The organism is Bifidobacterium thermacidophilum subsp. thermacidophilum DSM 15837, from assembly GCF_000426425.1.
In the GTDB taxonomy this organism is placed as follows: domain Bacteria; phylum Actinomycetota; class Actinomycetes; order Actinomycetales; family Bifidobacteriaceae; genus Bifidobacterium; species Bifidobacterium thermacidophilum.
This window is the reverse complement of record NZ_AUFI01000010.1, coordinates 38,429-65,134: the sequence shown is the minus strand read 5'-3', so window position 1 is coordinate 65,134 and position 26,706 is coordinate 38,429. Positions and strand designations below refer to the sequence as shown.

22 protein-coding genes and 5 tRNA genes are annotated in these 26,706 nt (G+C 59.0%); 5 read left to right on the top strand and 22 right to left on the bottom strand.

What is annotated here, in order from left to right:
* Positions 1-10: 10 nt before the first annotated feature.
* From ruvB to K315_RS0106480, 12 genes are all read right to left on the bottom strand, one after another.
* Complete coding sequence (gene ruvB, locus K315_RS0106535; RefSeq protein WP_029576727.1) at positions 11-1,075, bottom strand: Holliday junction branch migration DNA helicase RuvB; 1,065 nt, start codon at positions 1,073-1,075, stop codon at positions 11-13.
* Between the two features lie 25 nt (positions 1,076-1,100).
* The gene (gene ruvA, locus K315_RS0106530; RefSeq protein WP_029576726.1) at positions 1,101-1,718 is read right to left on the bottom strand and encodes a Holliday junction branch migration protein RuvA; all 618 of its coding nucleotides are present in this window, start codon (positions 1,716-1,718) and stop codon (positions 1,101-1,103) included.
* A gap of 50 nt (positions 1,719-1,768) precedes the next feature.
* Entirely contained in the window at positions 1,769-2,350 is a 582-nt protein-coding gene (gene ruvC, locus K315_RS0106525; RefSeq protein ID WP_029576725.1) for a crossover junction endodeoxyribonuclease RuvC, read from the bottom strand.
* Positions 2,351-2,354: 4 nt separating this feature from the next.
* Positions 2,355-3,113: a YebC/PmpR family DNA-binding transcriptional regulator gene (locus K315_RS0106520; protein WP_015450581.1), complete on the bottom strand. Its 759-nt coding sequence runs from the start codon at positions 3,111-3,113 to the stop codon at positions 2,355-2,357.
* 51 nt (positions 3,114-3,164) lie between these two features.
* Positions 3,165-4,331: a glycosyltransferase family 4 protein gene (locus K315_RS0106515; protein WP_152571415.1), complete on the bottom strand. Its 1,167-nt coding sequence runs from the start codon at positions 4,329-4,331 to the stop codon at positions 3,165-3,167.
* A gap of 106 nt (positions 4,332-4,437) precedes the next feature.
* Positions 4,438-5,463 (bottom strand): phosphatidylinositol mannoside acyltransferase, encoded by a 1,026-nt coding sequence (locus tag K315_RS0106510; protein WP_029576723.1) that lies wholly within the window; start codon positions 5,461-5,463, stop codon positions 4,438-4,440.
* A gap of 8 nt (positions 5,464-5,471) precedes the next feature.
* Complete coding sequence (locus K315_RS09605) at positions 5,472-6,119, bottom strand: CDP-alcohol phosphatidyltransferase family protein (protein ID WP_033520544.1); 648 nt, start codon at positions 6,117-6,119, stop codon at positions 5,472-5,474.
* Between the two features lie 98 nt (positions 6,120-6,217).
* Positions 6,218-8,251, bottom strand: coding sequence for a threonine--tRNA ligase (gene thrS, locus K315_RS0106500; protein ID WP_029576722.1), 2,034 nt, complete (start codon positions 8,249-8,251; stop codon positions 6,218-6,220).
* A 712-nt stretch (positions 8,252-8,963) separates the two neighbouring features.
* Positions 8,964-9,036: transfer RNA gene (locus K315_RS0106495), tRNA-Val, on the bottom strand.
* A gap of 34 nt (positions 9,037-9,070) precedes the next feature.
* Positions 9,071-9,142, bottom strand: a tRNA-Val gene (locus K315_RS0106490).
* A gap of 42 nt (positions 9,143-9,184) precedes the next feature.
* Positions 9,185-9,255, bottom strand: a tRNA-Cys gene (locus K315_RS0106485).
* A 28-nt stretch (positions 9,256-9,283) separates the two neighbouring features.
* Positions 9,284-9,356, bottom strand: a tRNA-Gly gene (locus tag K315_RS0106480).
* A gap of 225 nt (positions 9,357-9,581) precedes the next feature.
* Here K315_RS0106480 and K315_RS0106475 point away from each other — a divergent pair.
* Complete coding sequence (locus K315_RS0106475; protein ID WP_244874299.1) at positions 9,582-10,394, top strand: PAC2 family protein; 813 nt, start codon at positions 9,582-9,584, stop codon at positions 10,392-10,394.
* Between the two features lie 125 nt (positions 10,395-10,519).
* Positions 10,520-10,595, top strand: a tRNA-Gly gene (locus K315_RS0106470).
* Between the two features lie 84 nt (positions 10,596-10,679).
* Here the strand turns inward: K315_RS0106470 and K315_RS0106465 are convergent.
* Both K315_RS0106465 and uppP read right to left on the bottom strand, forming a co-directional pair.
* Entirely contained in the window at positions 10,680-11,231 is a 552-nt protein-coding gene (locus K315_RS0106465; protein WP_029576720.1) for a DNA-deoxyinosine glycosylase, read from the bottom strand.
* A 158-nt stretch (positions 11,232-11,389) separates the two neighbouring features.
* The gene (gene uppP, locus K315_RS0106460) at positions 11,390-12,310 is read right to left on the bottom strand and encodes an undecaprenyl-diphosphatase UppP (protein WP_029576719.1); all 921 of its coding nucleotides are present in this window, start codon (positions 12,308-12,310) and stop codon (positions 11,390-11,392) included.
* Positions 12,311-12,513: 203 nt separating this feature from the next.
* On the opposite strand from uppP, the gene K315_RS0106455 reads away from it, so the two are divergent.
* Entirely contained in the window at positions 12,514-13,305 is a 792-nt protein-coding gene (locus tag K315_RS0106455) for a fructosamine kinase family protein (protein WP_029576718.1), read from the top strand.
* Between the two features lie 162 nt (positions 13,306-13,467).
* Here the strand turns inward: K315_RS0106455 and dnaJ are convergent, their stop codons facing one another.
* Positions 13,468-14,613 carry a molecular chaperone DnaJ gene (gene dnaJ, locus K315_RS0106450; protein ID WP_029576717.1) on the bottom strand — a complete coding sequence of 382 codons (1,146 nt, stop codon included), beginning with the start codon at positions 14,611-14,613 and terminating at the stop codon, positions 13,468-13,470.
* A gap of 50 nt (positions 14,614-14,663) precedes the next feature.
* Entirely contained in the window at positions 14,664-15,746 is a 1,083-nt protein-coding gene (gene hrcA / locus K315_RS0106445) for a heat-inducible transcriptional repressor HrcA (RefSeq protein ID WP_029576716.1), read from the bottom strand.
* A 408-nt stretch (positions 15,747-16,154) separates the two neighbouring features.
* Here hrcA and tkt point away from each other — a divergent pair, with 408 nt between their 5' ends.
* Both tkt and tal read left to right on the top strand, forming a co-directional pair.
* A complete protein-coding gene (gene tkt, locus K315_RS0106440; RefSeq protein ID WP_029576715.1) occupies positions 16,155-18,254 on the top strand; it encodes a transketolase in 2,100 nt (699 codons plus the stop codon).
* Between the two features lie 116 nt (positions 18,255-18,370).
* Positions 18,371-19,474 carry a transaldolase gene (gene tal / locus K315_RS0106435; protein ID WP_029576714.1) on the top strand — a complete coding sequence of 368 codons (1,104 nt, stop codon included), beginning with the start codon at positions 18,371-18,373 and terminating at the stop codon, positions 19,472-19,474.
* A gap of 556 nt (positions 19,475-20,030) precedes the next feature.
* Here tal and K315_RS0106430 read toward each other — a convergent pair.
* The 6 genes from K315_RS0106430 to whiA form a co-directional block, all read right to left on the bottom strand.
* Positions 20,031-21,569 carry an aminotransferase class I/II-fold pyridoxal phosphate-dependent enzyme gene (locus K315_RS0106430; protein WP_081666419.1) on the bottom strand — a complete coding sequence of 513 codons (1,539 nt, stop codon included), beginning with the start codon at positions 21,567-21,569 and terminating at the stop codon, positions 20,031-20,033.
* 173 nt (positions 21,570-21,742) lie between these two features.
* Entirely contained in the window at positions 21,743-22,606 is an 864-nt protein-coding gene (locus tag K315_RS0106425) for an HAD family hydrolase (protein WP_044086133.1), read from the bottom strand.
* A 357-nt stretch (positions 22,607-22,963) separates the two neighbouring features.
* Entirely contained in the window at positions 22,964-23,215 is a 252-nt protein-coding gene (secG, locus tag K315_RS0106420; RefSeq protein ID WP_015450598.1) for a preprotein translocase subunit SecG, read from the bottom strand.
* Between the two features lie 153 nt (positions 23,216-23,368).
* Positions 23,369-24,175, bottom strand: coding sequence for a triose-phosphate isomerase (gene tpiA / locus K315_RS0106415; RefSeq protein ID WP_029576711.1), 807 nt, complete (start codon positions 24,173-24,175; stop codon positions 23,369-23,371).
* Between the two features lie 128 nt (positions 24,176-24,303).
* Positions 24,304-25,509, bottom strand: a complete 1,206-nt coding sequence (locus tag K315_RS0106410; RefSeq protein ID WP_029576710.1) for a phosphoglycerate kinase — start codon at positions 25,507-25,509, stop codon at positions 24,304-24,306.
* A 174-nt stretch (positions 25,510-25,683) separates the two neighbouring features.
* Positions 25,684-26,706: a DNA-binding protein WhiA gene (whiA, locus tag K315_RS0106405; protein ID WP_029576709.1), complete on the bottom strand. Its 1,023-nt coding sequence runs from the start codon at positions 26,704-26,706 to the stop codon at positions 25,684-25,686.

Below are 26,706 nucleotides of genomic sequence, written 5' to 3'. Positions count from 1 at the left end.
ATATCTAACCTTAGAATAGCTTGTTGACATCATCCTGGGGTTCAAGGCCGAGATGCCTCCAGGCCTTAGCCGTTGCGACACGGCCTTTCGGAGTGCGTACGAGGAATCCCTCGCGGACAAGATACGGCTCACATACCGTCTCCACGGTTTCCGATTCCTCGCCCACCATCGCCGACAGATTGTTCAAGCCAACTGGTCCGCCGTTGAAATTACGGCAGATTGCCTGCAATACGGCGATATCGAGTCTGTCCAATCCTTCGGTATCGATCTGGTACAGAGCCAGCGCCTGAGTGACCGCATCGACGTCCACATTTTCCAAATCATGGACGATTGCCCAGTCGCGCACACGACGCAGCAACCGGTTCGCGATACGCGGCGTCCCTCTGGATCTCAGGGATAGCTGGTGCGCCGCGCCTTCTTCCAATTCCACGCCAAGCACCGAAGCGGACCGCTCGATGAGTTTCTCCAACTCCTCATGTGGATAGAAATCCAGATGCGCGGTAAAACCGAAACGCGCCCGAAGCGGCGAAGGCAACATGCCTTCCCTTGTGGTGGCGCCAATCACCGTGAAGCGCGGCAAAGTCAACGGGATGGATGACGCACCGGGCCCCTTGCCGACCATGACATCGACACGGAAATCCTCCATGGCGATGTACAGCAGCTCCTCTGCCGGCCGAGGCAGACGATGGATCTCGTCGATGAACAGTACTTCTCCGGCGTCCAACGAGCTGAGAATGGATGCGAGATCCCCCGCATGCTGGATGGCAGGCCCCGAAGTCACCCTGATCGGCACGCCCAGTTCGTTGGCCACGATCATGGCAAGTGTGGTCTTGCCCAGCCCTGGAGGGCCCGCCAGGAGGATATGGTCCGGGGGAACCTCACGTTTGCGTGCTGCGTCAAGGAACAGCTGCAATTGTGCTTTGAGCCGTGGCTGCCCGATGAACCCTTCAAGGACATGGGGACGCAGCTCCTCGTCGCTCACTGGCTCGCTGTCCAATGGCTGCGAAGATACCATACGCAGGGATTCCTCCCTGGCGCCATCATTGTTCACCGTCGTGTCTTCAGATTGTCGCATATCTCACCTGTGCCCTTCTCATGCATTATCGCCCGCGGTCAAGTTCGGTCAGCGCCAGTTTGAGCACACGAGGCACGTCCTTCTCGCCTATCGGAGTTTCAATATCATGGTCGCGGCATGCGCGTTCGACGGCATCCAAGGCATCCTGCTGACGCCACCCAAGCGAAATAAGCCCTTCAACGACCTGTTGGGCACCCGTGTCCACCGGCGACTGAGCTGGGCCCGATACGCCCTCGACTTGGGACAGATCAAGCGAGCCTTTGAGCTCCAGGATGATTTTCTGCGCCCCCTTCTTGCCGAGCCCCGGCGCTTTGGCCAACGCAGTGGCATCCCCGTCGGCAACCGCCCTGGCAAGACGGTCAGGAGGCAAGGTGGACAGCAACGAAAGTGCGACCCTTGGGCCGATGCCGCTCACTTTTTGCAGCTGGAGGAACATCTTTTTCTCGGCAGGTGACAGGAATCCATACAACGTGATGGCATCCTGGGTGACCGCCATAGAGGTGTACACGGTAGCGGATTGCCCTGAGTGCAATGAGGCGAGATCAGTCTGCGGCATACGGACGTCAAAGCCCACACCGCTGATATCAAGCACGACCCCGGACTGGTCGACCGCTGCGACCTGCCCATGAAGCATGGCGATCATATTGCCTCCTTCAGACTGTGTAACCAACAATCGAACATCTGTTCGATAGCTTACATGCCGCGGTCGACTCCGCGACGACGCTTCGCCCGCTGCGCCGCGACCGCCCACTGTCGTTGCGCGGCGGTCAGATGCTGTTCACGTTCGCCTCCCTGCAACGCCCCTGCCGGCCGCAACGCATGACACATCGCTTGCGCCAAAGCGTCAGCTGCGTCAGGCGGGGTGGGCATCTCGGACATGTTCAGGATACGCATGACCATGCGTTCGACTTGGAGCTTGTCCGCTTTGCCGTTGCCAGTGATCGCGAGTTTGACTTCGGTCGGAGTGTGCAAAGCGACGGGTATCCCCCGCTGCGCGGCTGCGAGCATGGCCATCCCCGCCGCCTGCGCGGTTCCGAGCACGGTGTTGCGATTGGCCTGCGCGAACACTCGTTCAATGGACACCGTGTCAGGGACAAAGCGTTCGATTTTATCAACCAGTCCGTTGTAAATCGAAAGCAGCCTCAAATCCTGGGAAGTGTCAGGGCTGGTGCGGATGACATCGACATGGATAAAAGAAAGCCGGCGTGACGCGCCGGCTTCCACCACGCCGACCCCGCACCGAGTCAGGCCGGGATCAACGCCAAGGATGATCAACAGATCACTCCTCTTCCTCCAATTGGGCCATCACCTCGTCGGATGCGGTCCAGTTGCTGTAGATGTTCTGGACATCGTCGAGGTCGTCGAGGTTGTCGATCAGCTTGGACACCTTGCGGGCGTCGTCGAGGCTGAGCTCAATCTCGTTCTTCGGAATCATGACCAGATCGGCGGAATCGTAGTCGATGCCAGCTTCCTGGAGACCCTTGCGGACCGTGATGAGATCGGCGGGATCGGTGATCACGCTGAACACGTCACCGTCATCGGACACGTCCTCGGCGCCGGCTTCGGCTGCAATCTCGAAGAGCTTGTCGTAATCCAGACCCTCGGACGGCACCTCGATCTGGCCCTTGCGCTCGAAGTTGAAGCTCACGGCGCCTGACGTGGCTAGGGAACCGTTGCCCTTGGTCAGTGTGGAACGCACTTCAGCCGCGGCACGGTTGCGGTTATCGGTCAGGCATTCGATGATGAGGCCGACGCCGGCAGGCGCATACCCTTCGTACACGATGTCCTCGTAGTTGGCGGCACCGTCTTCCTCACCAGAGCCACGCTTGACGGCGCGCTTGATGTTGTCGGCAGGCATGGATGCCTTCTTGGCCTTGACAATCGCATCATACAGCGTCGGGTTGCCGTCGGGGTCGCCGCCGCCCAGACGGGCTGCGATCTCGATGTTCTTGATCAGCTTCGCGAACAGCTTGCCGCGCTTGGCGTCAATGGCGGCCTTCTTATGCTTGGTGGTCGCCCACTTGGAATGCCCTGACATAATGCTCCTAGCAGATACGGGTACGATAAACACACCGATTGTAAAGCGCTTTCAAGACAAGACCTCGGCGTACACACCGAGCACCTGGTCTACGACACTGCTCCAGTCATACTGCAATGCGCGGTTCTGGCCGGCTCGCCCAAGTGACTCACGGGTTTGACAATCAGCAATCAACGAACAGACCACGGCAGCGCAATCACGATCATCGCCGTTGCCGAACAACGCGGCTGCACGGCCTTCATCCGCGACAGCCACGAATGCAGGAAGATCGGAAGCCACGACAGGGCATCCCGCCGCCATCGCCTCGGCAAGCACGATACCGAAGCTTTCACCGCCAGTCTGGGGCGCCACGTAGACACTGAGCGAGCGATAGAACCTCGCTTTATCGTCGTCACTGATTCGGTCGAGGAATTCCATATGATCCATCAGACGCCCGGACTGGTCGACAGTGTTGACAATGGATTTGCCTTCGCGTTCGCCATCACCTGCACACAGGAACCGGGCCTCGGGGTATTGGTCGAGAATCCTTGCGGCCGCGCGGCAGAACACTGCAAAGCCTTTGCGCTCCTCCCCCATTCTGCCGAGAAACCCGATGGTGGGACTGGTGTCGTCGCCCTGCCAAGAGGGTATGGGCGTCGCAAGGGAAAACTGGCGAGTGGAGATGCCATTGGGAATCACCGATACAGGCATATCCTGCGGCAGATACCGTTGCGCGACGGTTCGGGAGGCGTCGCTGACGCAGATGGCGTGGGCCAACGGCCGCAGATACCGGTTGAGATAGCCCTGAAAGAAACGCAGTGCGAATGGATAATCATTGAACGCGGCATGGAAAGTTCCGACCAACGGCGGATGATGCACCATGGTCAACGGCTTATGACTCAGGGATGGCGCCTCTGGTTCATGAAGATGCACGATGTCGAAATGCCCTTGTCTGACCCAACGACGCACCTGAGCTCCCACGAATCCGAAATAGCTCAGCCGCGATACTGAACCGTTGTAGGGAATCGCAAAGGAGGTACCGACCGTCTGCACCCACAACGGCATATCGTTGGTCCGTCGTCCGGGCGCGAGGACCTCGACCTCGTGGCCTCGTGAAATCAGTTCCTTCGCAAAATCACGGATATGGAACTGCACGCCGCCCGGCGTTTCGAAGGAATATGGCGATATGATGCCGACGCGTAGTTTCCGGCCATGCAGTGGATCGTGCTGATCGTGCATATCACAGTCTGTATCGTCGCGAAAATCTGCGTTCGACATCATGTCCTTTCTTCCGTCGGAAGGCAATAGTCATAGCCTACACCGCCGTCAAACGTCGGAGAAGCGGTCACATGCCGCGGCGGCGACGTTCAATCAATGCACGCACTTCATCCGGCACGTCCTTGAGCCGCGAGAAGTCAAGATCCTCAATGAAAATCGGCTGGAGCATATGCCAATCCTGCGGATGCTGCGCGATTCCCCGTGACCAGACGTCAACCCACGCCTGGCTGATATCGTGGATCGCCTGTTCGCGGGGAAGACCGGCGAACCGGGCGACATCGATTGGAGCGCTGACATGGCAGACATATCCGTATGGGGTACGGGCTGTCCTGCGTCTTTCTCCATGCAGACGTTCACGATACATATTGACGACATACAGGGGCAGGCCGGTGTCATAGGCCAAGGTTGCGGGCCCTCGCGCCACACGAATCATCGAGTCGAAGGCGTGGACGAATTCGCCGTGACGGCTCAGATCACGGTCTGCGAGTAACGGCACCACCACATGCGGCTTGTTCAGTTTTTCCTCCAGTTTGCCGATCAGGCCGGGCTGACCGGTGAGCAGGATTGAAATGCCCAGGGACCGTCTGATGTCCACGAAAGTCTTGAGCAGTTCTTCGTTCTTCAACCGTTCGGCGACCGTGGTCACCGGGGCGACATCGCGATACGCCCAATACCCGGCGTAATCCCAATTACCTTGATGTCCCATAGCGATGGGCACCGAACCGGCTTGCACACGCGCAGATTCGATGATCAGCGCACACCCGGGGCCGTCCCCGCGTACACGGGCACTCAGGCAATCATCGCTTCTGCCGCCGACCGTCATGGCTTCGGAGAAATACGTGAAATAGGACCGCATCGCCCGGTGGGAAACATGCCGCAGATGTATCCTGTTCCGGATTGCCGCCCATACGCCGTCATGTTCAGACCGGTTGCGGTCATGCAATACGTGTGACAGGTTGCGTTCCAATTGCTTGACGCCGCCGGCGCGCGTCAGCCAAGCGATATCAGCGGCGAACAGGAACAGCCCCCTGACCAGCCGCTCAGGCAGCATGCCGGCGTGCTTGGCGATGAAGATAAGGACCCTGTCAAGCATGGCCGGTGTTACCGCTCATCGGCTTTCATCTGACGCTGCACTTCGAAAATCCTCTGGAACACCGTAATCAGGCCGAGCACAGCCAAGAGCACCATCGCGATGGCAAGCCCCAGCCCGTTATGGGTCAATCCGGTCACGAACATGCCGACCAGGATGATGAACAGGCGATCAGCCCGTGTCGCGATGCCGTTTTTAGCCTCGTACCCCACAGATTCCGCACGAGCACGGGCATAGGAGGTGACGAATGAGGTCATGATGGAAACGAGCGCGCAACCGATACCGACATGAGAGACGACATCCTCACCGGATCCGCCGTGCATCCACCAGTCGCTATGCAGGTAGAAAATCAGGATGCAGCCGATGAGAACCGCCCAATCGGCGATTCTGTCAAGGGTCGAATCAAGGAACGCGCCGAATTTCGTTCCCCCGGTGGTCAGCATGGCCACAGAACCGTCCAGGGAATCGAACAGCACGACAATCGCGAGGAAAAACACGAGGGGGATGATCCAACCGGTGATGCCAATTGCAATGGACAACGCTATGGACAGAATCGATCCGGTGATCGTAATGCCATTGGCACTCATATGCATGCGTACGCAGACACGAGCGATGGGTTCGGTCAGTTTCTTCCACAGTCCCCGGCAATGTTCCAGCATTGTCTTCGATACCTTTCTTGTCGATTATCGGCAGGCGAATCGGGCGGCACTGAAATCTCCAGTGCCGCCCGAACCCGTTCAGCGCAATGCCGTGCAGGTCACTTGGTCGCAGCCGTGAAATCGTCGGCGTTGTTCACTTGGACACGCTTCTTGATGACTTCGAGGATCCACGCCTTAGCCTGGTCCACCGGCACGCCGTTGAGCTGGCTACCGTCACGGAACCTGAAGCTGACGGCGTTCTTCTTGACGTCCTCTTCGCCCGCAATCAGCGTGAACGGGACTTTCGACTTGGACGCATTGCGGATCTTCTTGCCGAAACGATCGTCCGAGTTGTCCATCTCGCAGCGCACGAGGTTCTCCTCGAGATCGTCGATGAACGCCTGCAGATGCGGGGCGAACTCGTCGGCCACCGGGATGCCGGTCACCTGCACCGGGGCAAGCCACACCGGGAAGGCGCCCGCGTAATGCTCGAGCAGGATGGCGAAGAACCGCTCGATGGAGCCGAACAGGGCACGGTGAATCATCACCGGGCGCTGGTGGGTGCCGTCGGCTGCGATGTATTCGAGGCCGAAGCGCTCAGGCAGGTTGAAGTCGAGCTGGATGGTGGACACCTGCCAGGTGCGGCCGATGGCGTCGCGCGCCTGGACGGAGATCTTCGGGCCGTAGAATGCGGCGCCGGCGGGATCGTCGACGAGTTCAAGTCCCGACTCCTTGGCGACCTCGGCGAGCGTATTGGTCGCTTCCTCCCAGATCTCGTCGGAGCCAACGAACTTGTGGGGATCCTTGGTGGACAGCTCCAGATAGAAGTCGTTCAGGCCGAAGTCCTTGAGCACCTTGAGCACGAAGGTGAGCAGGCGGCGAAGCTCAGGCTTCATCTGCTCGCGCGTGCAGTAGATGTGCGAATCATCCTGAGTCAGACCGCGGACTCGCGTCAGGCCGTGCACCACGCCGGACTTCTCGTAGCGGTACACCGTGCCGAATTCGAACAGCCGCAGCGGCAGTTCGCGGTACGAGCGCTGGCGCGACTTGAAAATCAGGTTGTGCATCGGGCAGTTCATCGGCTTGAGATAGTAGTCGAAACCCTGCTTGGTGACGTTGCCGTCCGCATCGCGTTCCTCGTCAACGCGCATCGGCGGATACATATTGTCCTTGTACCAATGCAGATGCCCGGATGTCTCATACAGGCCGCCCTTGGTGATATGCGGGGTCTGCACGAAGCTGTAATGGGCCTTGCGATGCATTTCGCGGGAGTAATCCTCCATCGCGTTGATGACCGCGGCGCCCTTCGGATGGAACACGGCGAGACCAGGTCCAATCTCCTCCGGGAAGGAGAACAAGTCCATTTCCTGCCCGAGCTTGCGGTGATCGCGCTTGGCGGCCTCTTCCATGCGGGACATATAGGCCTTCAGGTCGTCCTTGCTCGCCCACGCGGTGCCGTAGATACGCTGAAGCATCGGGTTCTTCTCATCGCCGCGCCAATATGCGGCTGCGGTGCGTTCCAGCTTGAATGCCTTGATGTAGCGCGTGTTCGGCAGGTGAGGTCCGCGGCACAGATCCTTCCACACCACATTGCCTTCACGGTCGACATTGTCGTACATGGTCAGCTCGCCCTTGCCGGAGACCTCGGTGGACGCGGCCTCGTCGATTTCGGCTTCCTTGGCGCCAATCAGCTCAAGCTTGTAGGGCTGACCCGCTTCTTCGGCGCGAGCTTCTTCCTCGCTGACCACGCGGCGGCGGAAGGACTGGGAGGACTTGATGATGCGCTGCATGCGCTTTTCGATTTCCTTGAGATCCTCCGGAGTGAACGGATCCTTGACGTCGAAATCGTAGTAGAAGCCATCCTTGATGACAGGGCCGATGCCGAGCTTGGCATCAGGACGAATCTCCTGCACGGCCTGTGCCATGACGTGGGTTGCGGAGTGCCGCATGATGGCCAGACCGTCCTCGGAATCGAGGGCGATCGGCTCAACCTTGTCACCATCGTGAAGAGGGGTGTACAGGTCACGGGGTTCGCCGTTGAGACGCACGGCGATGATGTCTTTGTTGTCGCTGAAGAGATCGACGCCGGTCTGGCTTGCATCCACCTCCTTCACTTCACCGTTGACTGTGATGGAGATGGTTTGTTCTGCCATGAGGTGTCCTTTGCTATCGGGGCCCGCGGTACTAAGGTGCAGGCCTGGACTGTGTGTTACCTCGTTTACGGTAAATGCGGGACACGACATTGCACCCCGGTGCGGCATGAAGACTGTGGATGTCCGCCAAGTATCGCCCAATCTGTGTGTCTGGAATTGGGTGTGAAGGGTGTGTTGTCGGGTGTGTCGCGGTTTTGGGTCTTCTGGTCTGTGGGTTCGGACCGGGCAGGCATGGGTGCCTGAAACCCGCACGGACCTGTTGCGATGCAAGGTGTACGTGCGAGTTCGGAATGCCGTGCCGCGCATGCCCCGGCATACGTCTCACGCTAGGTAGGAGATCTTCCAGCCTGTCTGGGTGACGGAATGTCACTTTACATATGTCCGGGCATGCGCAAGGCACGGAACACGATGCAGTGCCGATACTTTCCGGCTATATCTGTTCAGTTGCGCATGCCACGGCGTACAGGACGCACGCAACTACCGGAACAATGATCCTAACTGTCGTACGCTCCACAACCGGACACGCATCCTGGGCAATCACTTCACAAACTGACGGCGTTGACGATGATCCTGGCGTAACCAGTTGTAGGTGACGGCATTGTTCCGTTGGCGCGCCGCTGGACACACATGTTGGCCTATAACCCGGCCACGGAGGGGAAGCCGACAGTGGAAAACAAAAAACGCCACGCTAAGCATGACGTTCCTGATGATGTGGGTGATGCAGGAATCGAACCTGCGACCCCTTCCGTGTGAAGGAAGTGCGCTAGCCGCTGCGCCAATCACCCGATTGGTGAAGAAAGCCGGATTCCTCCGGACTCGTGGGCGATACAAGATTCGAACTTGTGACCCCTTCCGTGTCAGGGAAGTGCGCTACCTCTGCGCCAACCGCCCAGGTTGTGTCTTGGTTTGGAAGACTTACGCCTTCCTCGCCAGAGGTGGGTACGAGAGTCGAACTCGTCTATACGGCTTTGCAGGCCGCTGCCTAACCGCTTGGCTAACCCACCGTAAGGTCGTCAACTCATCGGACCTCAGAGCGGACAACGGGACTCGAACCCGCGCTCTCGACCTTGGCAAGGTCGCGCTTTACCAACTAAGCTATGTCCGCGTTTCAACCACATTGCTGTGTTTGAAGCAACGAGTAATTACTATAACGACATCCGTGTGATTTGCAAAATCGAGTGCCTTCCTCGGCGTGTCGCTTTCTGCCGCCGTCGTTCCCACCAGTAGGAAAAGCTCAATATTTCCAAGGGCTGAGAGGATTCACCACCGGCATAAGCACCGGCACACACCGCAAGGAACAGATACATTAGAGGCTATGAGAGCAGAACCGATGCATGAGACATTCATGATCTCCGCCTTCGAGGGCTGGAACGATGCGAGCCAAGCCGCAAGCGAAGTCATCCATTACCTCATCGGCCACTACGAATCCAAACTCATCCACGAAATCAATTCGGATGGCTATTACGACTACCAGGCCACCCGCCCGATGCTCTGCCATATCACCGGCCGGGCACGCATCATCTGGCCGCACACCTCGTTCTACGACATCATCCTCTCCCCCGACCTGCACGTTCTGGTCCAGATCGCCCCCGAACCGAATTATCACTGGAAAGACTATTGCAGGGAGGTCCTGCATATCGCCGAGGACTACGACGTCACCCATGTCATCACGCTCGGCTCGATGTACGCCGCATGCCCGCACACCAGGCCGCTGCCGGTAGACATTTCCAGCGCCACCTGCTCTTGCGAGCTCGACCGTGAATACAGCGGCCCCATCGGTATCACCACCATACTTGACCAGATGGCCTGCAACGCTGGCATGCGGACGACATCCATGTGGGTGTCCATTCCCAAGTACATGAATACGGATATGTGTGCGCAGGGTACATTAGAACTTGTGCACGGACTGTCCACGATTCTCGGCGTGCCGCTTGGCACCAAGGATCTGGCGGCGAAGGCGGAGACATGGAAGATGAAGGCGTCCACAATCGCCGCATGTGACGACCGGCTGTCAGCGTATATCGCCAAGCTAGAGCGCGAGTACGACCTCGCCCAGCGCGCCCGCACCATAGCCTCGCTCGGGGCGCCGCAAGCCGAACAGCTGGTCAAAGAGGCCGAGGCATTTCTCAAACGCATGGAGTAAAGCGGCGATTCACCTTCAGCAGTCGTGTCGACCGGCCGACACGCCGTGGATTTGTCGGCCGGTCGACATGACGCTATAGTAATCCACGTTCCAAGTCGCGCGGTTACGTTGTGACAGAAGAGCATGCGGACATAGCTTAGTTGGTAAAGCGCGACCTTGCCAAGGTCGAGAGCGCGGGTTCGAGTCCCGTTGTCCGCTCCATCATCCCGGGTGTCAAGCCCGGGTTTTTTGTTTTCCACTGTAGGCTTCCCCTCCGCGGCCCAGCTTCTCCCGCCCGTGGACACGTCAGTTGCCGCATGCACCGCCGCAATCGGCTCCCGCCCCAATCACCCCTGCACGGGCGAACGCCGCTCGGTAAATCGACACCAGATCATTCAGCGACTTGGCCGCGTTTGCCGGACTCGTGGACGCCACTGTCATCATCTCCACATCGATACCGAGCCGTTTGAGTTCGGGTTCGACAAGTTTGACGTACAGCTGTCCGGCCTTGCTTCCGGTGGTCATCACCAGCCGTATCGGCGCGCCGCGTAGAATCATGCTGATGTCGTTGGACTCGGGATTGCGGATGCTACCGTCGTTCGCCCCCGAAATATCACACGAGGCAAGCACGTCCCACAATGCGACATGATGGTTCAACGCGAACGCCGCACGCGTGGCTGGCTCGCGCCCGGGATCGCCGCCGAACACCGCCGCCATCACAGGCCAGAACCGGTTTCTGGGATGCATATAGTAAAAGCCCCGTTCCCTTGATTTCGGGCTCGGCATACTGCCCAGCACAAGCACTTGCGAAGCCTCGTCCCATACAGGGCCGAATCCGTGAACCACATGTTGCATCATGGAAGGGCATGATACCCACAGGCCTGCTCAGGGTAGACATCGCTCTTCGGATATGCGAAGGGCGCCATGCGTATGAATCCGCGAATCCGCGGAACCACACGCATGGTGCCCCTCGCCGCCCGCCACGTGCGTGGCGGCAACCCAAAGCCTTATGTAGGTCAGAACATCGCTGCCACGGTGTTGACCATCTCAATCGCAGCCGTCTTGGTCGTCTGCTCCATCGGCTGCAATGCGCCGGCGATCAGCAGAATCGCGACAATAACGGCAATCACGATGCGGTAGATGGCGAACGCGCGGTACGAGAACGTCGAAACGAACTTCAGGAAGCCGATGATCACGACATAACCGACCACGAAACTGACGATGGTCGCCGCGATGGTCGCACCCCAACCCGGGAAGGTCGGATCGGCAGCAGCCGAACCCACCGATTTCACGGTTTCCAGAATGCCCGCACCGAAGACCGCCGGAATCGCCATAAGGAAGCTCACCCGCACTGCGTCTTCACGGGTGTATCCCATCGCACGGCCGAAAGTGATGGTGCCGCCGGAACGCGACACGCCAGGAATCAAAGCGAGCATCTGTCCGATACCGAAAATCAGCGCCTCTTTCCAGTTCATCTCGCGAATCGTCTTCTTCTGCGGCGCCTTCGCATCAATCACCCACAGCAGGACGCCAAAGACGATCAACACCGTCACCGTGATCCACAGGTTGCGCAACGTGGTCTCGATGGCATCCTGGAACAGCAGACCGGCCACGACAATCGGAATGGTGCCGATGATGATGTACCAGCCTTCGGCTGCGTCCCTATTCCGCGTGCCGAACCGCTCCTTCCAGTCCCCCGTGACCGGACGGGTGAACAGGCAACGGAACCAGTGGGACAGAATGCGCGCAATATCACGACGGAAATACAACAGCACCGCGAGCTCAGTACCCAGCTGAATGATCGCGGTGAACGCCGCACCCGGATCCGTATGGAGCATCAATTCGCCGATGATGCGGATATGGGCGCTTGACGATACCGGCAGATACTCGGTAAGCGCCTGCACCAAGCCGAGAATAATCGCTTGGAAGAAATTCATGATCCCTCTTATCACTACTAATCGTTGATCTGGTTGTTCATCCGTGTAGGCTCAGCAGATGACGTGACCACTTTATCCATAGACAGGAATATTGCACACACCTGTTCGATTTTCATCGCAAGGATGGCACACTACGCCAAGACGATGCCAAGGCGCCACGCGACACGGAGCATACACTAGAGGTAAACAACAGGAGGTTCCATATGGCGAAATATCGTAAAAGCAGGATGTTCGCGCCCGCAGGGTTCTTCGAATGCGAAGGCCGCGGGCTGCAATGGCTTGGAGCGGCACACGCCCAGGGCGGCCCGCGCGTCGTCGACGTCTACGACTGGGGTGACGGCTATCTGGATATCGAACGCGTCGAAGGCTGCTCCCCCACGCCGAAAGCCGCATACGATTTCGGCGCGGCGCTCGCCCACATGCATGATGCCGGAGCACCGTATTTCGGTTCGGCGCCAGAAGGATATACGGGAACGTGTTACTTCGGGCCGCTCCAGGACCCAGTGAAGATGGACACCGGCGAATGGACCGACCCGGTCGCCTACCTCGCCGAAGGCAGATTACGTCCGATGGTCGAGCTGGGTATCCAACGCGGAGAACTCAGCGAAGACGATCTGGCCTTGACCAATGAAGTCATCGACCGGCTGCCGGATCTGCTTGGCCGTGCTGGCGAGGACAAACCCGCTCGTGTCCATGGCGATCTGTGGAGCGGCAACGTCATGTGGACCCGGGACAGCGGCGATGTGGAGGCAGTGCTCATCGACCCAGCGGCACACGGCGGGCACCGGGAGGAGGATCTCGCGATGCTGAACCTGTTCGGCATGTCGTATCTGCACGAGATTCTCGACGGATATCAGCGTGTGCATCCGCTCAAGGCAGGATGGCAGGACCGCATCACCATCTGGCAGCTCTATCCCATCGCCGGACACTGCGTGTTCTTCGGCGGCGGGTATGTCAGCGAATACCGCTCGATGTGCCACTCATTGTTGAAATAACTCCTTGCTGAAATAACAATGAACAGCGGGCTGGTCTCCTTGCCAGTGCGCAACCGAATGTGCCCGTTTGCTGTTGATGGGAATCCTGAAAACCCATCAACAGCAAACGGGCACCGTTATTGAATCACCGGGCCGTCACCATATCTGTGATGTCAAGTCTAATCAGCCCAAAGCGTCTTTCAGCTTGCTGAAGAAGCCTTTCTTCGCGCTCAACGGCTTGGAGCTTTGCTCGACCTTCGGTTTGTCCCCGTCGTGACGTTCGCCGAACTGCTCAATCAGCTGGCGTTCATCGTCCTTCAACTTGGTCGGAATGACCACATTGACGTGGATGATCAGGTCGCCGCGGTTCGTCTCACCGAGCTTGGTCGCCCCAAGCCCCTTCAAGGTCACGGTTTGTTCTGGTTGGCAGCCTTCAGGAATGTCAAAATGCTGCGAACCATCGAAGGTGTCGATATCGAGCCCGTGTCCAAGCACCGCCCAACTCATCGGAATCTGTACCCAGCAGTGCAGGTCATCGCCGTCACGGGTGAATTGTTTGTCAGGCTTGATGCGGATATCGACGTACAGGTCGCCCGCGGCACCGCCGCCTTCGCCGACTTCTCCCTGATGCGGCAGACGCAGCCTGGTGTCATCGTGGACGCCCGCCGGGACAGTCACTCCGACGTCACGGGTAGTACGTACGCGGCCATGCCCCATGCACGCCGGGCAAGGATGCTCGATGATGGTCCCATGTCCTTCGCAACGTTCGCACGGCGCGGATGTCATCATCTGGCCGAGCATCGTGCGCACGACTTTCTGGCGGTACCCCTGTCCGTGGCAGTCGGGGCATGTCACCGGCTGGGAGCCTTCTGTGGCACCCGATCCGCCGCATTCCTGGCACAGGCCAAAGGTGTTGATAGTCACGTGGGCGACACCGCCGAACACCGCGGTTTTCAGGTCGATGGACGTTCTGGCGAGCGCATCCCTACCCGGCTGGGTGCGCGGGGTGGGACCTTGCGAAGCACCGCCGCCGAAAGCACCGCCGAAGAATTGTCCGAAGATATCGCCCATATCGCCCATATCGAAGCCGGCGGCTCCGGACCCGAAACCGCTTGACGGGTCGTTGGGGTCGACGCCCTGGTCGTACATCCGGCGTTTGTCGGGGTTGGACAACACTTCGTAGGCGCTGTTGACCTCCTTGAATTTGTCCTCGAATTCGGGACCGGCGATATCAGGATGGTATTTGCGGCTCATCTTGCGATAGGCCTTTTTGATTTCCTCTTCGCTGGCCGTGCGTTCCACGCCCAGGGCCTCGTAGTAGTCTGCCACTGCTTATTTCCTTTGGTTGGTTTCTGCAAGTATTGTGTCACAGCCCTATGTCAGCTGTCTGCGTCTGTCGCGTCTTCGCCGATGATCCCGGTGAGGTATCTGGCGACCGCTCGGACCGCGGCCATGGTCGTGACGTAATCCATATGCGTGGGACCGATTGACCCGACAAAAGCGACAGGCTTGCCGGTTTGCGCGGAGGCAGAGCCTTCGGAGATGGTCGCGTTGATATGCCCGTATCCGCTGGTGATGACGGAGGCGTGCATGAGTTCGGGGGTATGCGTTTCCGATCCGATGGCGACGCCCACGCCGTTTTCCGTGACTTCCTCGCTTAGTGAATTCATGAGTCTCATGATGACGACCTGTTCCTCGAGCGCGTCGAGCAGTGGGGCCATCTCTGTGCTGGAATGCTGGTGGGCGAGTTTCGATGTACCCGCCATATACATGTCGGTGGCCTGTTCGTCTGCTGCCATGCTGGTCAGGGCGTGGGACAGGGCCTGTGCCAGTGCCGACAGTCTGCCGTGTTCGACGGTTTTGCCCAAGGCGACGATGGTTTTCGCCGCCAATGTCAGGGATTTCCCGGCACAGCGCGCGTTGACCGTCTCCGAGAAGGTCGCGAGCAGCTCGGTCGAGGGTAACGGGCGCACTTCCAAGGTATGCTGGGCGACTCTTCCGGTATCGGTGATGATGACCGCAAGCAGTTTGTTCATGGATACGGGGACGATTTCGACGTGCCTGAGCGTGGATTTTGACAACGCCGGGGAGGCGACGACCGCCACCTGCCCGGTGATGCGGGCTAGCAATCGGGCAGCTCGCTGCAAGGTGTCCTCAAGGCTGACCGATCCGCCGAGGAAGTTGCCGATCGCCCTGCGTTGCGCTGGTGACAGGGGAACGACGGTCGCCAAGCGGTCAACGAAGTATCGGTATCCTTTTTCGGTTGGCACTCGACCGGCGGAGGTATGGGGCTGGACCAGGTAACCTTCGTCTTCCAGTGCGGCCATATCGTTGCGCACGGTCGCCGAGCTCACACCGAGATGGTGGTTCCGTGTCAGCGATGTCGAGCCGACCGGCTCCTGCGAACGGATGTAGTCCTCCACCACGGCGCGCAGGACCAACATGCGTCTCGATTGCGTCATATGCGCGCCTCCTTATTCATTCTTTTCTGTGTTTCTTTGTCGTTCTCGTGTTTCACGTTCCGTGAGGGTTCTTCTGTTGCAATCATGTCGGTCTCCCGTCCAGGCGGGCAGGTGCGCGCTTGTGTACCGGCATACACGACACATGCATGATTTCTGATGAGAAGTCGATATGTATTGTCTTAGCACTCCAGCGTCGAGAGTGCTAATCGGTTCATCGACAGGGAAATCCGCACAAACATCATGTTCATTTGCACCAACAAGAGCACACGAATGTGCCATAACACGCCAAAAGCGCACCCCGAAGTCTGATGCAATAGTTAGCATGGAAGGGCAATGTGAGGGTGTCCGTGGCGCGGCACAAGCCGAATGCGCGGCCACCCGAAGTATTGGAAGGAAAGTAGATCACCTATGACCGATTTCACCTGGTCTGAATTGGACGAGCGCGCCGTCAAGATGGCGAAGGTCCTCTCCGCCGACGCCGTCGAGCGTGCTGGACACGGCCACCCCGGCTCCCCTGTGTCCCTGGCTCCGATTGCCTACACGCTGTATCAGCACTACATCAAGCACGATCCGAACGATCCCAAGTGGGCCGGACGTGATCGCTTCATCCTCTCCGCTGGCCATGCTTCGCTCACGCAGTACGTGCAGCTGTTCTTCTCCGGCTACGGCCTGACGCTGGACGACCTCAAGTACTTCCGCGGCGGCGCCGACACCCGCACCCCGGGCCACCCTGAGTACGGCCTGACCCCGGGCATCGAAATGACCACCGGCCCGCTCGGCCAGGGTCTTGCTTCCTCCGTCGGTTTCGCATACGGCCAGCGCTTCGAGCGCGGTCTGCTCGACCCGGATGCCGCCGAAGGCACCTCCCCGTTCGACCACAAGGTGTGGGTCATCTGCGGTGAGGGCGACGTCGAGGAAGGCGTTTCCTCCGAAGCCAGCTCGCTCGCTGGCAACCAGAAGCTCGGCAACCTCTTCGTAATCTTCGATGCGAACCACATCCAGATCGAAGGCGACACCAAGCTCACCTTCTCCGAGGACATCCTCAAGCGTTACGAGGCCTACGGCTGGTACACCGACGAAGTGTCCTTCATCCAGCCCGACGGCTCCTACAAGGAGGACGTCGAGGCGCTCGCCGCGGCCATCGACAAGGCCGAGACCGTCACCGACCGTCCGCACTTCATCAAGGTCGACACGCTCATCGCATGGCCGACCCCGGGCAAGACCAACAACGAGGCTTCCCACGGCTCCAAGCTCGGTGCCGAGGCTGTCGCCGGTCTGAAGAAGGAACTCGGCTTCGACCCGGACGTCGACTTCCCGATCGACGAGGAAGCCCTCGCCCATGCCCGTAAGGTCGCCGAGCGCGGTCTCGAGGCCCACAAGGAGTGGGACGAGAAGTTCGCCGCCTGGCAGAAGGCCAACCCGGACAAGGCCGCCTTGTATGAGCGCATCAAGGCGCACAAGCTGCCTGAAGGCTTCGACGAGGCCATCGACACCTTCGAAGCAGCTCAGGAAGTCGGCAAGGGTGTCGCCACTCGTAAGTCCTCCGGCCAGGTCCTCAACGCCATCGCTGAGGTCATGCCTGAGCTGTGGGGCGGTTCCGCCGATCTCGGTGGCTCCAACAACACCAACATCAACGGCGCAAAGTCCTTCGGCCCATCCTCCGACGAGACCCGCACTTGGCCTGAGCAGTCCGAATACGGCCGCCAGCTGCACTTCGGCGTGCGCGAGTTCGCGATGGGTGCCATCACCAACGGCATCCTGCTCGGCTCCGACACCCGCCCGTTCAACGGCACGTTCTTCCAGTTCTCCGATTACGAGCGTCCGGCTGTGCGTCTGGCCGCACTCATGGAGATCCCGAACCTGTACGTGTGGACCCACGATTCCGTCGCCCTCGGCGAGGACGGCCCGACCCACCAGCCGATCGAGCATCTGGCCGCCTTCCGCGCCATGCCACAGTTCGAGGTCGTGCGCCCTGCCGACGCATATGAGACCGCAGAGGCCTACCGTTACTTCTTCGAGAAGAAGAACACCCTGCCGACCGCGATGATCCTCACCCGCCAGGGTGTGCCAACGCTCGCCGAGACCAAGGACAAGGCGAAGAACGGTGTCCGCAAGGGCGCTTATGTCCTCGTCGACACCGAGGGTACCCCGGATGTGATCGTCATGGCTTCCGGCTCCGAGGTCCAGTGGGCCGTGGCCGCCGCCAAGACCCTCGCCGCTGAAGGCATCAAGGCCCGCGTTGTGTCCTTCCCGTCCATGGAATGGTTTGAGGAGCAGGACGACGAGTACAAGGAGGAAATCCTCCCGGCTGGCGTCAAGGCCCGCGTCTCCATCGAGGCCGGCGTTGCCATGCCGTGGTACAAGTACCTCGGTGCTTACGGCAAGGCCATCTCCATCGAGCAGTTCGGCCTGCAGGGTGACGGCGCCCAGAACATGATTGATCTGGGTATCACCGCCGAGCACGTCGTGGAGGCTGCCAAGGCTTCCATCGCCGAAGTGAACGCCTGATTCCGTTCATTTCCACCACGGAAGGTTACCTTGGCTTCGCGTAAAGGAAACCTCAGGGTACCCTTCCATATAGAATAAATGTGTTCCCATCTAGGAATATCAAGGAGTAACACAACATGACTGAAGCAACTCAGCGCATCAGCGACAACGGTGTTTCCATTTGGCTGGACGACCTGTCCCGCACCCGCATCGAGTCCGGCTCACTGCAGGACCTCATCAAGAACAAGAACGTCGTTGGTGTGACCACCAACCCGTCCATCTTCCAGAAGGCCCTCTCCCAGGTCGGCCCGTACGATGCGCAGCTCAAGGAGCTCGGCAAGGTCGACGTTGAGACCGCCGTGCGCGAGCTGACCACCACCGACGTGCGCAACGCGGCCGATATCTTCCGTGATATCGCCGAGGCCACGGACTTCGTCGACGGCCGCGTCTCCATCGAAGTGGACCCGCGTCTTGCCCATGAGACCGAAGCCACCGAGAAGCAGGCTGTGGAACTGTGGGAGAAGGTCAACCGCCCGAACGCCATGATCAAGATCCCGGCGACCCTCGAGGGCCTTCCGGCTATCACCGCCACGCTCGCCAAGGGCATCTCCGTCAACGTGACGCTGATCTTCTCCATCGAGCGCTATGAGCAGGTCATCGACGCCTTCATCGAGGGCATCGCCCAGGCTGACGCCAACGGCCACGACCTCAAGCACATCGGCTCCGTCGCTTCCTTCTTCGTGTCCCGCGTGGACACCGCTGTCGACAAGCTGCTCGAAGCCAACGGCTCCGACGAGGCCAAGGCCCTCGAAGGCAAGGCTGCTGTCGCCAACGCTCGTCTGGCTTACAAGCTCTTCGAGGATAAGTTCGCGAACGATCCTCGCTGGGCTGCTCTCGAGGCCAAGGGCGCCAAGAAGCAGCGTCCGCTGTGGGCTTCCACCGGCACCAAGAACGCCGCGTACTCCGATTGCAAGTATGTCGACGAGCTCGTCGCTCCGCACGTGGTCAACACCATGCCGGAGAAGACCCTGAATGCTCTCGCCGATCACGGCAACGGCGCTCCGTCCATCAAGGGCACCTATGAGGAGTCCCAGGCCATCATGGACAAGCTCGCTGCCCTGGGCATCAACATCAAGGATGTCACCGACCAGCTCGAGGCTGACGGTGTCGCCAAGTTCATCGCCTCTTGGGATTCCGTGCTGGCTGACGTCCAGTCCGGTATCGACCGCGTCAACGGCTGAGACTATGAATCCACGCTGATGTAACTCATCAGTAGAGCAATAACGCAACTGGCCCTGCTTCCCCACTTTGGGAGGCGGGGCCAGCTGCGTTTTGGACGGAAACTGATATCGACACGTGCGGGCTCGGTGAGACGCGGTGCTATGTGGGACTTACAGGTCGGTAATCTTCTGTTTGCTGATGACGCCCATCTGTGACATCGTTGTCACAGCACACCTGACCTTTCTGTTTCTACCGACGCTGAGACTACTGTCAGCGTCGGTAGAAACAGAAAGAAGCGGCGTATTCAGGTCGAGCCAAGGAGGGAAACCGCCCGCCGCTGCACCAACCAGCTATGAATATCACGACGTCAGCGTAGCTAGTTTGTAGTGCTACACACAAACTGGTGACGGAATCCACGCGCGCAGCGTAGCCGGTTTGTGGACTGGCACAAACCGGCTATGTAACACGCACACTGAGGGTTACCGGATTGTGCGATGGCCACGCGGTTACGCCGCCATCACACACGGGCATTCGGTTCCCGTCGCATCAGGAACCACGGTTTCAGCTTTTGGCAGATTATTGATGATAGGTGGCCAGGAAATTGCGCAGTTTGGCGGTGGCGTCCTTGAGCACTTCGATTCTCGGCAAATAGACCACACGGAAATGATCGGGCTGCTGCCAATTGAACCCACTGCCCTGCACGATGAGGAGCTTCTGCTCGCGCAACAAATCCAGCGCGAACTTCTCGTCGTCCTTGATACCGAAGCGTTTGACATCCAGCTTCGGGAAGATGTAGAACGCGGCTTTCGGCTTGACCGCCGACACGCCCGGAATCGAGTTCAACGCCTCATAGATGTATTCGCGCTGCTCATAGATCCTGCCGCCCGGAACGATATAGTCGTTGACGCTCTGATGGCCGCCGAGCGCGGTCTGGATGATGGACTGTGCAGGGACATTCGAGCAGATGCGCATGTTCGTCAGCATGTTCAATCCCTCGATGTAGTCCTTCGCAATCTCCTTGTTGCCGCTGAGCACCATCCAGCCGACGCGGTATCCGGCAATCATGTGTGATTTCGACAGTCCTGAGAAGGTGACGCAGAACAGGTCGGGCGCCATGGACGCGATGGAGACGTGCTTGAGACCGTCCATCACCAAGCGGTCGTAGATTTCGTCGGAGAATATCATGAGCTGATGCTCACGGGCGAGTTCAACGATCTGCTGCAGCACTTCCGGCGGGTACAATGCGCCTGTCGGATTGTTCGGGTTGATGATGACAATCGCTTTCGTACGGTCGGTGATCTTGCGCCGCATATCCTCGATATCGGGATACCATTCCGACTGCTCGTCACACACGTAATGCACGGCCGTACCACCCGTCAGCGTGACGCACGCCGTCCACAACGGATAATCAGGCGAAGGCACAAGCACCTCGTCACCGTTGTCAAGCAACGCCGACATGCTCAGATTGATCAGTTCGCTCACACCGTTGCCCGTGTAAATCCCGTCGATGCTGACATTCGGGATATTCTTGAGCTGCGCGTATTGCATGATCGCCTTGCGGGCGGAGAACAGGCCTTTCGAATCGGAATAGCCTTCGCAATCGGTCAGTTGCTGCGCCATGTCGTATACGACTTCATCAGGCGTGCAGAAGCCGAACGGCGCCGGATTGCCGATATTGAGCTTGAGGACATGGGTCCCGGAGGCTTCCATTCGCGCCGCTTCGTCGACAACAGGTCCTCTGACATCATAGAGCACGTTATCAAGCTTCGATGACTTGCCGAAATGCCGCATGGTGGTTCCTTTCGTTGATGCAGTCTTAACGTCGAGCTGCTCAGGCGAGCCTTCGCCGGATTCCGGGGATGTGGAAGCATCCGGCTTCCTGCGGGTCATCTCGTCGCTGTCCCCCATCAGCCACGAGGCGCTCACGCCGAGCATATCAGCCAAGGCGTTGACTGTTTCGGTACGCGGGACAGTTTTTCCGCTCACATACTGGCTGACATGGCTTTTGCCAAGATGCACGCCGAATTCGGGTGCACGCCTGACGATGTCTATCTGCTTGAGGTGGCGTTGGTTCATCGCCTGGGTGAGCCGTTGTGCGAACAATCCTTCTGCCATAACACTCCAGAGTTCAACGTATGTTCAATCTTATCAGGAACTATAGCACAACTCTCGGAAACAATGAACCGAAAAGTCTGAAATTGAACCCTACAGCGTTATAGGAAGTTCAATTCGAATCCGGGGAGGGCATCACCATCGTCATTTGGGACGCTCATACCACTGGAAGATGCTCACATCCCCCAGTGCCGTTCAATCCATTGGGCCACACCATCCTCATTATTCGACGGGCAGATGTCATCCGCGATTGCCAACACCTTGGGGTTCGCATTCGACACCGCTACACCGGTTCCTGAACGCCGCATCATCGCGATATCGATCAGATCGTCGCCGAATGCAACAGTCTGCGACAGCGGAATATTCATCGACGCGCAAATCCGTTCCAGCGACCGTTCCTTGTTCGCCTGCGGGTTCATCAGCATCCACATTGATCCTTCGGAGATGCTCACCGAAAAATCGTCCGGGACGAGCCTACCCAACACCGACCACTGGTACGGATCGGGAAAGATGATAATCTTGTCGGCCACGCCATCGGGTACGTCCGTGAAATCCGTAATGACGAAGGTCTGCGTTTTCCAGTAGACGCTGACGTCAAAATTCGTGTACCGGACGTCATCCATGACGATGCCGATCTTCAACCCCGGCAATTCATGCACAAGAGACCTGCACACCTCGCATGCGCGTCGGGATGAGAACCCGATTTTCATCAGATGCCCATCATCGGGCAGTACACCGCTGGTGAGCATATCGACGTCGGACGACGACGGATTGGTGTCGATCAGTGCTCCATTGAGGTAGATGCACGCGTCGACTGGCAGTCTGTCGACAACATCGTATCCAGTGCTCACCGGGCGCGCCGTCGCAACGGCGAATCGAACGCCCGCGTCATGCATCCGCCACACGGCGTCGATGGAATGCTCGGCGAGATACCGTTCCTCGAAAGTCGGGGCATCGTGCATCAACGTTCCATCAAGATCGGCGACGACCAAACGCACGGGCGTATCGCCGCAGCGGTCCCGGTTATTATCGGGATTCATGGGTGCACCATGTTCAAGTCCGTCCCCATGTTCGGGACGCTCGGGGGTGGTGTCTGTCCCCGATTGGGATGATGATGCCGCCTCAATCATTGTTGCTTCCTCTCCCCCAACCGACCGATGCATGAGATTACCGCCGTTGCACGATTGCTTTCCTGGCGAGGGGGTGATGTTGGGCTGAGCATGTGATAGGCCGATGGATACAAAATCCGCCCTGTCTCCGTATGGGAAGCAGGGCGGTTTCATGACGATGCTGGACTGATATCCGCTGATATCTATCGCGCTGAATTACCGTGACGATAGCGAAGGAGCCGGCGAGGCTGCATAGCGTGTCGTCTGTGTGCCGGAATTTGCAACGATTCAGCCGCCGATATTGAATTTAGTGAACAAATCGAGGGTGATAATCAGAGCGACCCAAAGCACCGCGATAATCACCGTCCAACGGTTCAGGTTCTTCTCGGCGACGCCTGAAGAGCCCGCGTTCTGGGTGAGACCGCCGCCGAACATGTCGGAAAGGCCGCCGCCCTTGCCCTTATGCATAAGAATGAGCAGCGTCAACAGGAAGCTGAGTACAACGACCAGAATCTGGATAACCAGCTTGAGAACAGCCAAACCTGACACGAGTTGAACCTCCATTGTGTGTAACTTATCTAAGCATAGCGCAACCGCGGGATTTTGGCATGCTAACCCCGAAAGGGGCAAGGCACCCTGACAAACGGCAAGGATATACTGGACCAAACCAATCCCGTCGAGCGCGGCCCCACGCTACTTGCGGCCCGACGCCCCAGATTTCGCCACAAGCCGTACAATCTTTGCGAGTTCCTCCGGATGCAAGGACGCGCCACCGACAAGGAAACCATCGACATCGGGTTGGGTGATCAATTGGGACGCATTCTTCGAGGTCACCGACCCGCCGTACAAGATACGCAGGCTCGTGGCTGTCTCATCGCCGAAGGTCTCACGGATATCGTCACGAATCGCCTTGGCTGCATCCTGGGCTGACTGCGGGGTGGCCACCATGCCGGTGCCAATCGCCCAGACCGGCTCATATGCAATCAGCAGATTCGTGGCCTCTTCCACAGACAGGTCACGGGTCACATCCCGCACTTGGCCGACAGCGAAATCAAGCTCGATGCCCTGCTTGCGTTCCTCGTAGCTTTCGCCCACGCACAGGATGGGCCGCATGCCAGCTGCGAGCACGGCGCGGACCTGATCGACGATATTCGCGTCATCTTCCGGATGGTATTTGCGTCGCTCCGAATGACCGACAATCACATATGAACAACCCAGCGCCGCCAGCATATCTGCGGAAACGTCACCGGTGAACGCCCCTTGCGAAGTCACGGACACGGATTGCGCGCCATACTTGATGGGCAGATCATCGGCTTCGACCAGCACCTGGACACTGCGAATCGACGTGAACGACGGCATCAACGCGACCTCGCACGTGCGCGGATCCACATGAGCGTCCCGCAACAGCCATGCGAATTTCTGGACGAAATAGGTCGCCTCGAGATGATTGAAGTTCATCTTCCAGTTCCCCGCGACCAGCGGAATCCGATTCACCGCCATACCATCTCCATCCTTGTCAACAACCCCGACACCACTTTTCCGGCGACGATACGTGCACGACACCGGGAAACACGTGTGCGGGCACGCCGGTCACGACATGCCCGCACACGGTTCGCCGTACATGCGAATTACTCGAGCACCTTCAGCCCCGGAAGCTCCTTGCCCTCGAGGAACTCAAGGGAAGCGCCACCACCGGTGGAGATGTGGGAGAAGCCATCCTCCGGGAAGCCGAGGTTGCGCACGGCAGAAGCGGAATCGCCGCCGCCGACGATGGTGAACGCACCGGCCTTGGTCGCATCGACCAGCCCCTGCGCCACAGCGCGGGTGCCCTCAGCGAACTGAGCGACTTCGAAGACACCCATCGGGCCGTTCCACACGACCGTCTTGGAATCGACGATCTTGTCGTGGAACAGCTTCTGGGAATCCGGGCCGATATCCAGACCCATCTTGTCAGCCGGGATGGCATCCGCCTTGACGACCTCCGGAGCGATCGGGGTGTCGCCAGCTGGGAAGCCGGCGTTCACGACGATATCGGTCGGAAGCACGAGCTCGACACCGGTCTTCTCAGCGGTCTCGATGTAGCCCTTGACCGTTTCGAGCTGGTCTTCCTCGAGCAGCGAGGTGCCGACTTCATAGCCCTTGGCCTTGAGGAAGGTATAGACCATGCCACCGCCGATGACCAGACGGTTGGCGCTGCCGAGCAGGTTCTCGATGACGCCGAGCTTGTCGGAGACCTTGGAACCGCCGAGCACGACCGTCAGCGGGCGTTCCGGGTTCTCGGTGGCGCGGGACAGCGCCTTGACTTCCTTCTCGACCAGCAGGCCGGCCGCGGAAGGCAGGAACTTGGCGATGGAGTAATTGGAGCCCTGGGCGCGGTGCACGACACCGAAGCCGTCGGAGACGAACACGTCGCCGAGTTCGGCGATCTTCTTCGCATAGGCGTCGCGCTCGGCTTCGTCCTTGCTGGTCTCCTCAGGATTGAAACGCACATTCTGCAGCAGCACGACGTCACCGTCGTTCATCGCCGCGACCTTGGCATGGGCGTCCTGTCCATAGGTGTCCTCAGCGAGCGGGACATCGACACCCAACAGCTCACCAAGGCGCTTGGCAACCGGCGCGAGAGACAGTTCAGGAACAACCTTGCCCTTCGGACGGCCGAGATGCGCCATGAGGATGACCTTGGCGCCGTCGGCGCGCAAAGCCTTGATGGTCGGCAGGGCGGCACGGATACGGCCGTCATCGGTGATCGTGGTGCCGTCCAGCGGAACGTTGAAATCCGCGCGGACGAGAACGCGCTTGCCCTTGAGATCTCCAAGATCCTTCAGTGTCTTCATGAATATCCTTTCCTAACCGCATGCCACACAGGCCATGCGGGAAGATGGTGGCGTGACTACGCCAATTGCGATGATACAGGCAACGAAGAACAAAAGACGCCATCCTTCGCGTGCAGCAAGAAGGATGACGCCGTCAAAGTGGAAAAAACGCAACCGTGTCGCGAAACGAGAGGCTCACAACCCCTGTTGCCGCGCATTCTGGACTTTCTCCGCTTTCTGCAGCAGCCGCCGGATGCGCCCTGCGATTGCATCTTTGCTGATTGGGGGATCAGCAAGGCGGCCGAGTTCCTCTAGGCTGGCGTCACGGTGATCGAGGCGAAGCTGTCCTGCCGCACGCAGTTTCGGCGGAATATCCTCGCCGAGGACTTGGAAGGCGTTACGCACTTTTTCGGTCGCTTCTGCGGCTGCTTTCGCGCTACGACGCATATTGGCGTCATCGAAATTCGCCAGACGATTCGTCTTGCCTCGTGGTTCGCCGTCGGTGCGCTTGCCGGTCCATTCCCTTGCGGACTGGGGTGCGCCAATCAGGTTGAGCAGCCGTTCGATGGCGTCAGGATCACGAAGAGTCACACGCTCCGAGCTGCGCACCTGACGTGTTTTTGCACTGATGCCCAGACGATGAGCTGCGCCTTGGAGCGCCAATGCCGCCTCATGGGTTGGGCAGATGACCTCGAGATAGCCGGCCGTGCCGATGTCCGAGATACGGCCGTGGGCCATGAACGCACCACGCCATGCGGCTTTGATCTGCGGGATTTTCCCGTTCACGATCTCGGGCGGCAGGCCACGAACCACGCGATGGATGCGCGGATTGTACAGTCCCAGCCAGACAGCTAGTCCCATAGCCCCTTGATCGACGACGACGTTGTACCGCTGGATGATTTGACCCTGCGGGGTCTTAGGGCGGACCGACTTGATGACAGCGTCGAATTTCGGTTGCTTGGCACCGTTCTGCTCGTGCAACGGCTGTCTCTTCGCGACTTCCTGAGCCTGATGCTGGAACTGGTTGACAATGGCATTGCGCAGCCATTTCGCCGCTTCCAGCGAATCGAACTGTGCGAACAACACGACCTGTTTGCTGCTGGTCTGACGCAGACCGCCGCCAAATTGGAACATGGCGGCCGCCTGAGCCACCATTGCAGCTGGCAGGTCATCGTTAATCGTGGCGAGTTCGCTATTGACATCATCGAGAAGAGCCAA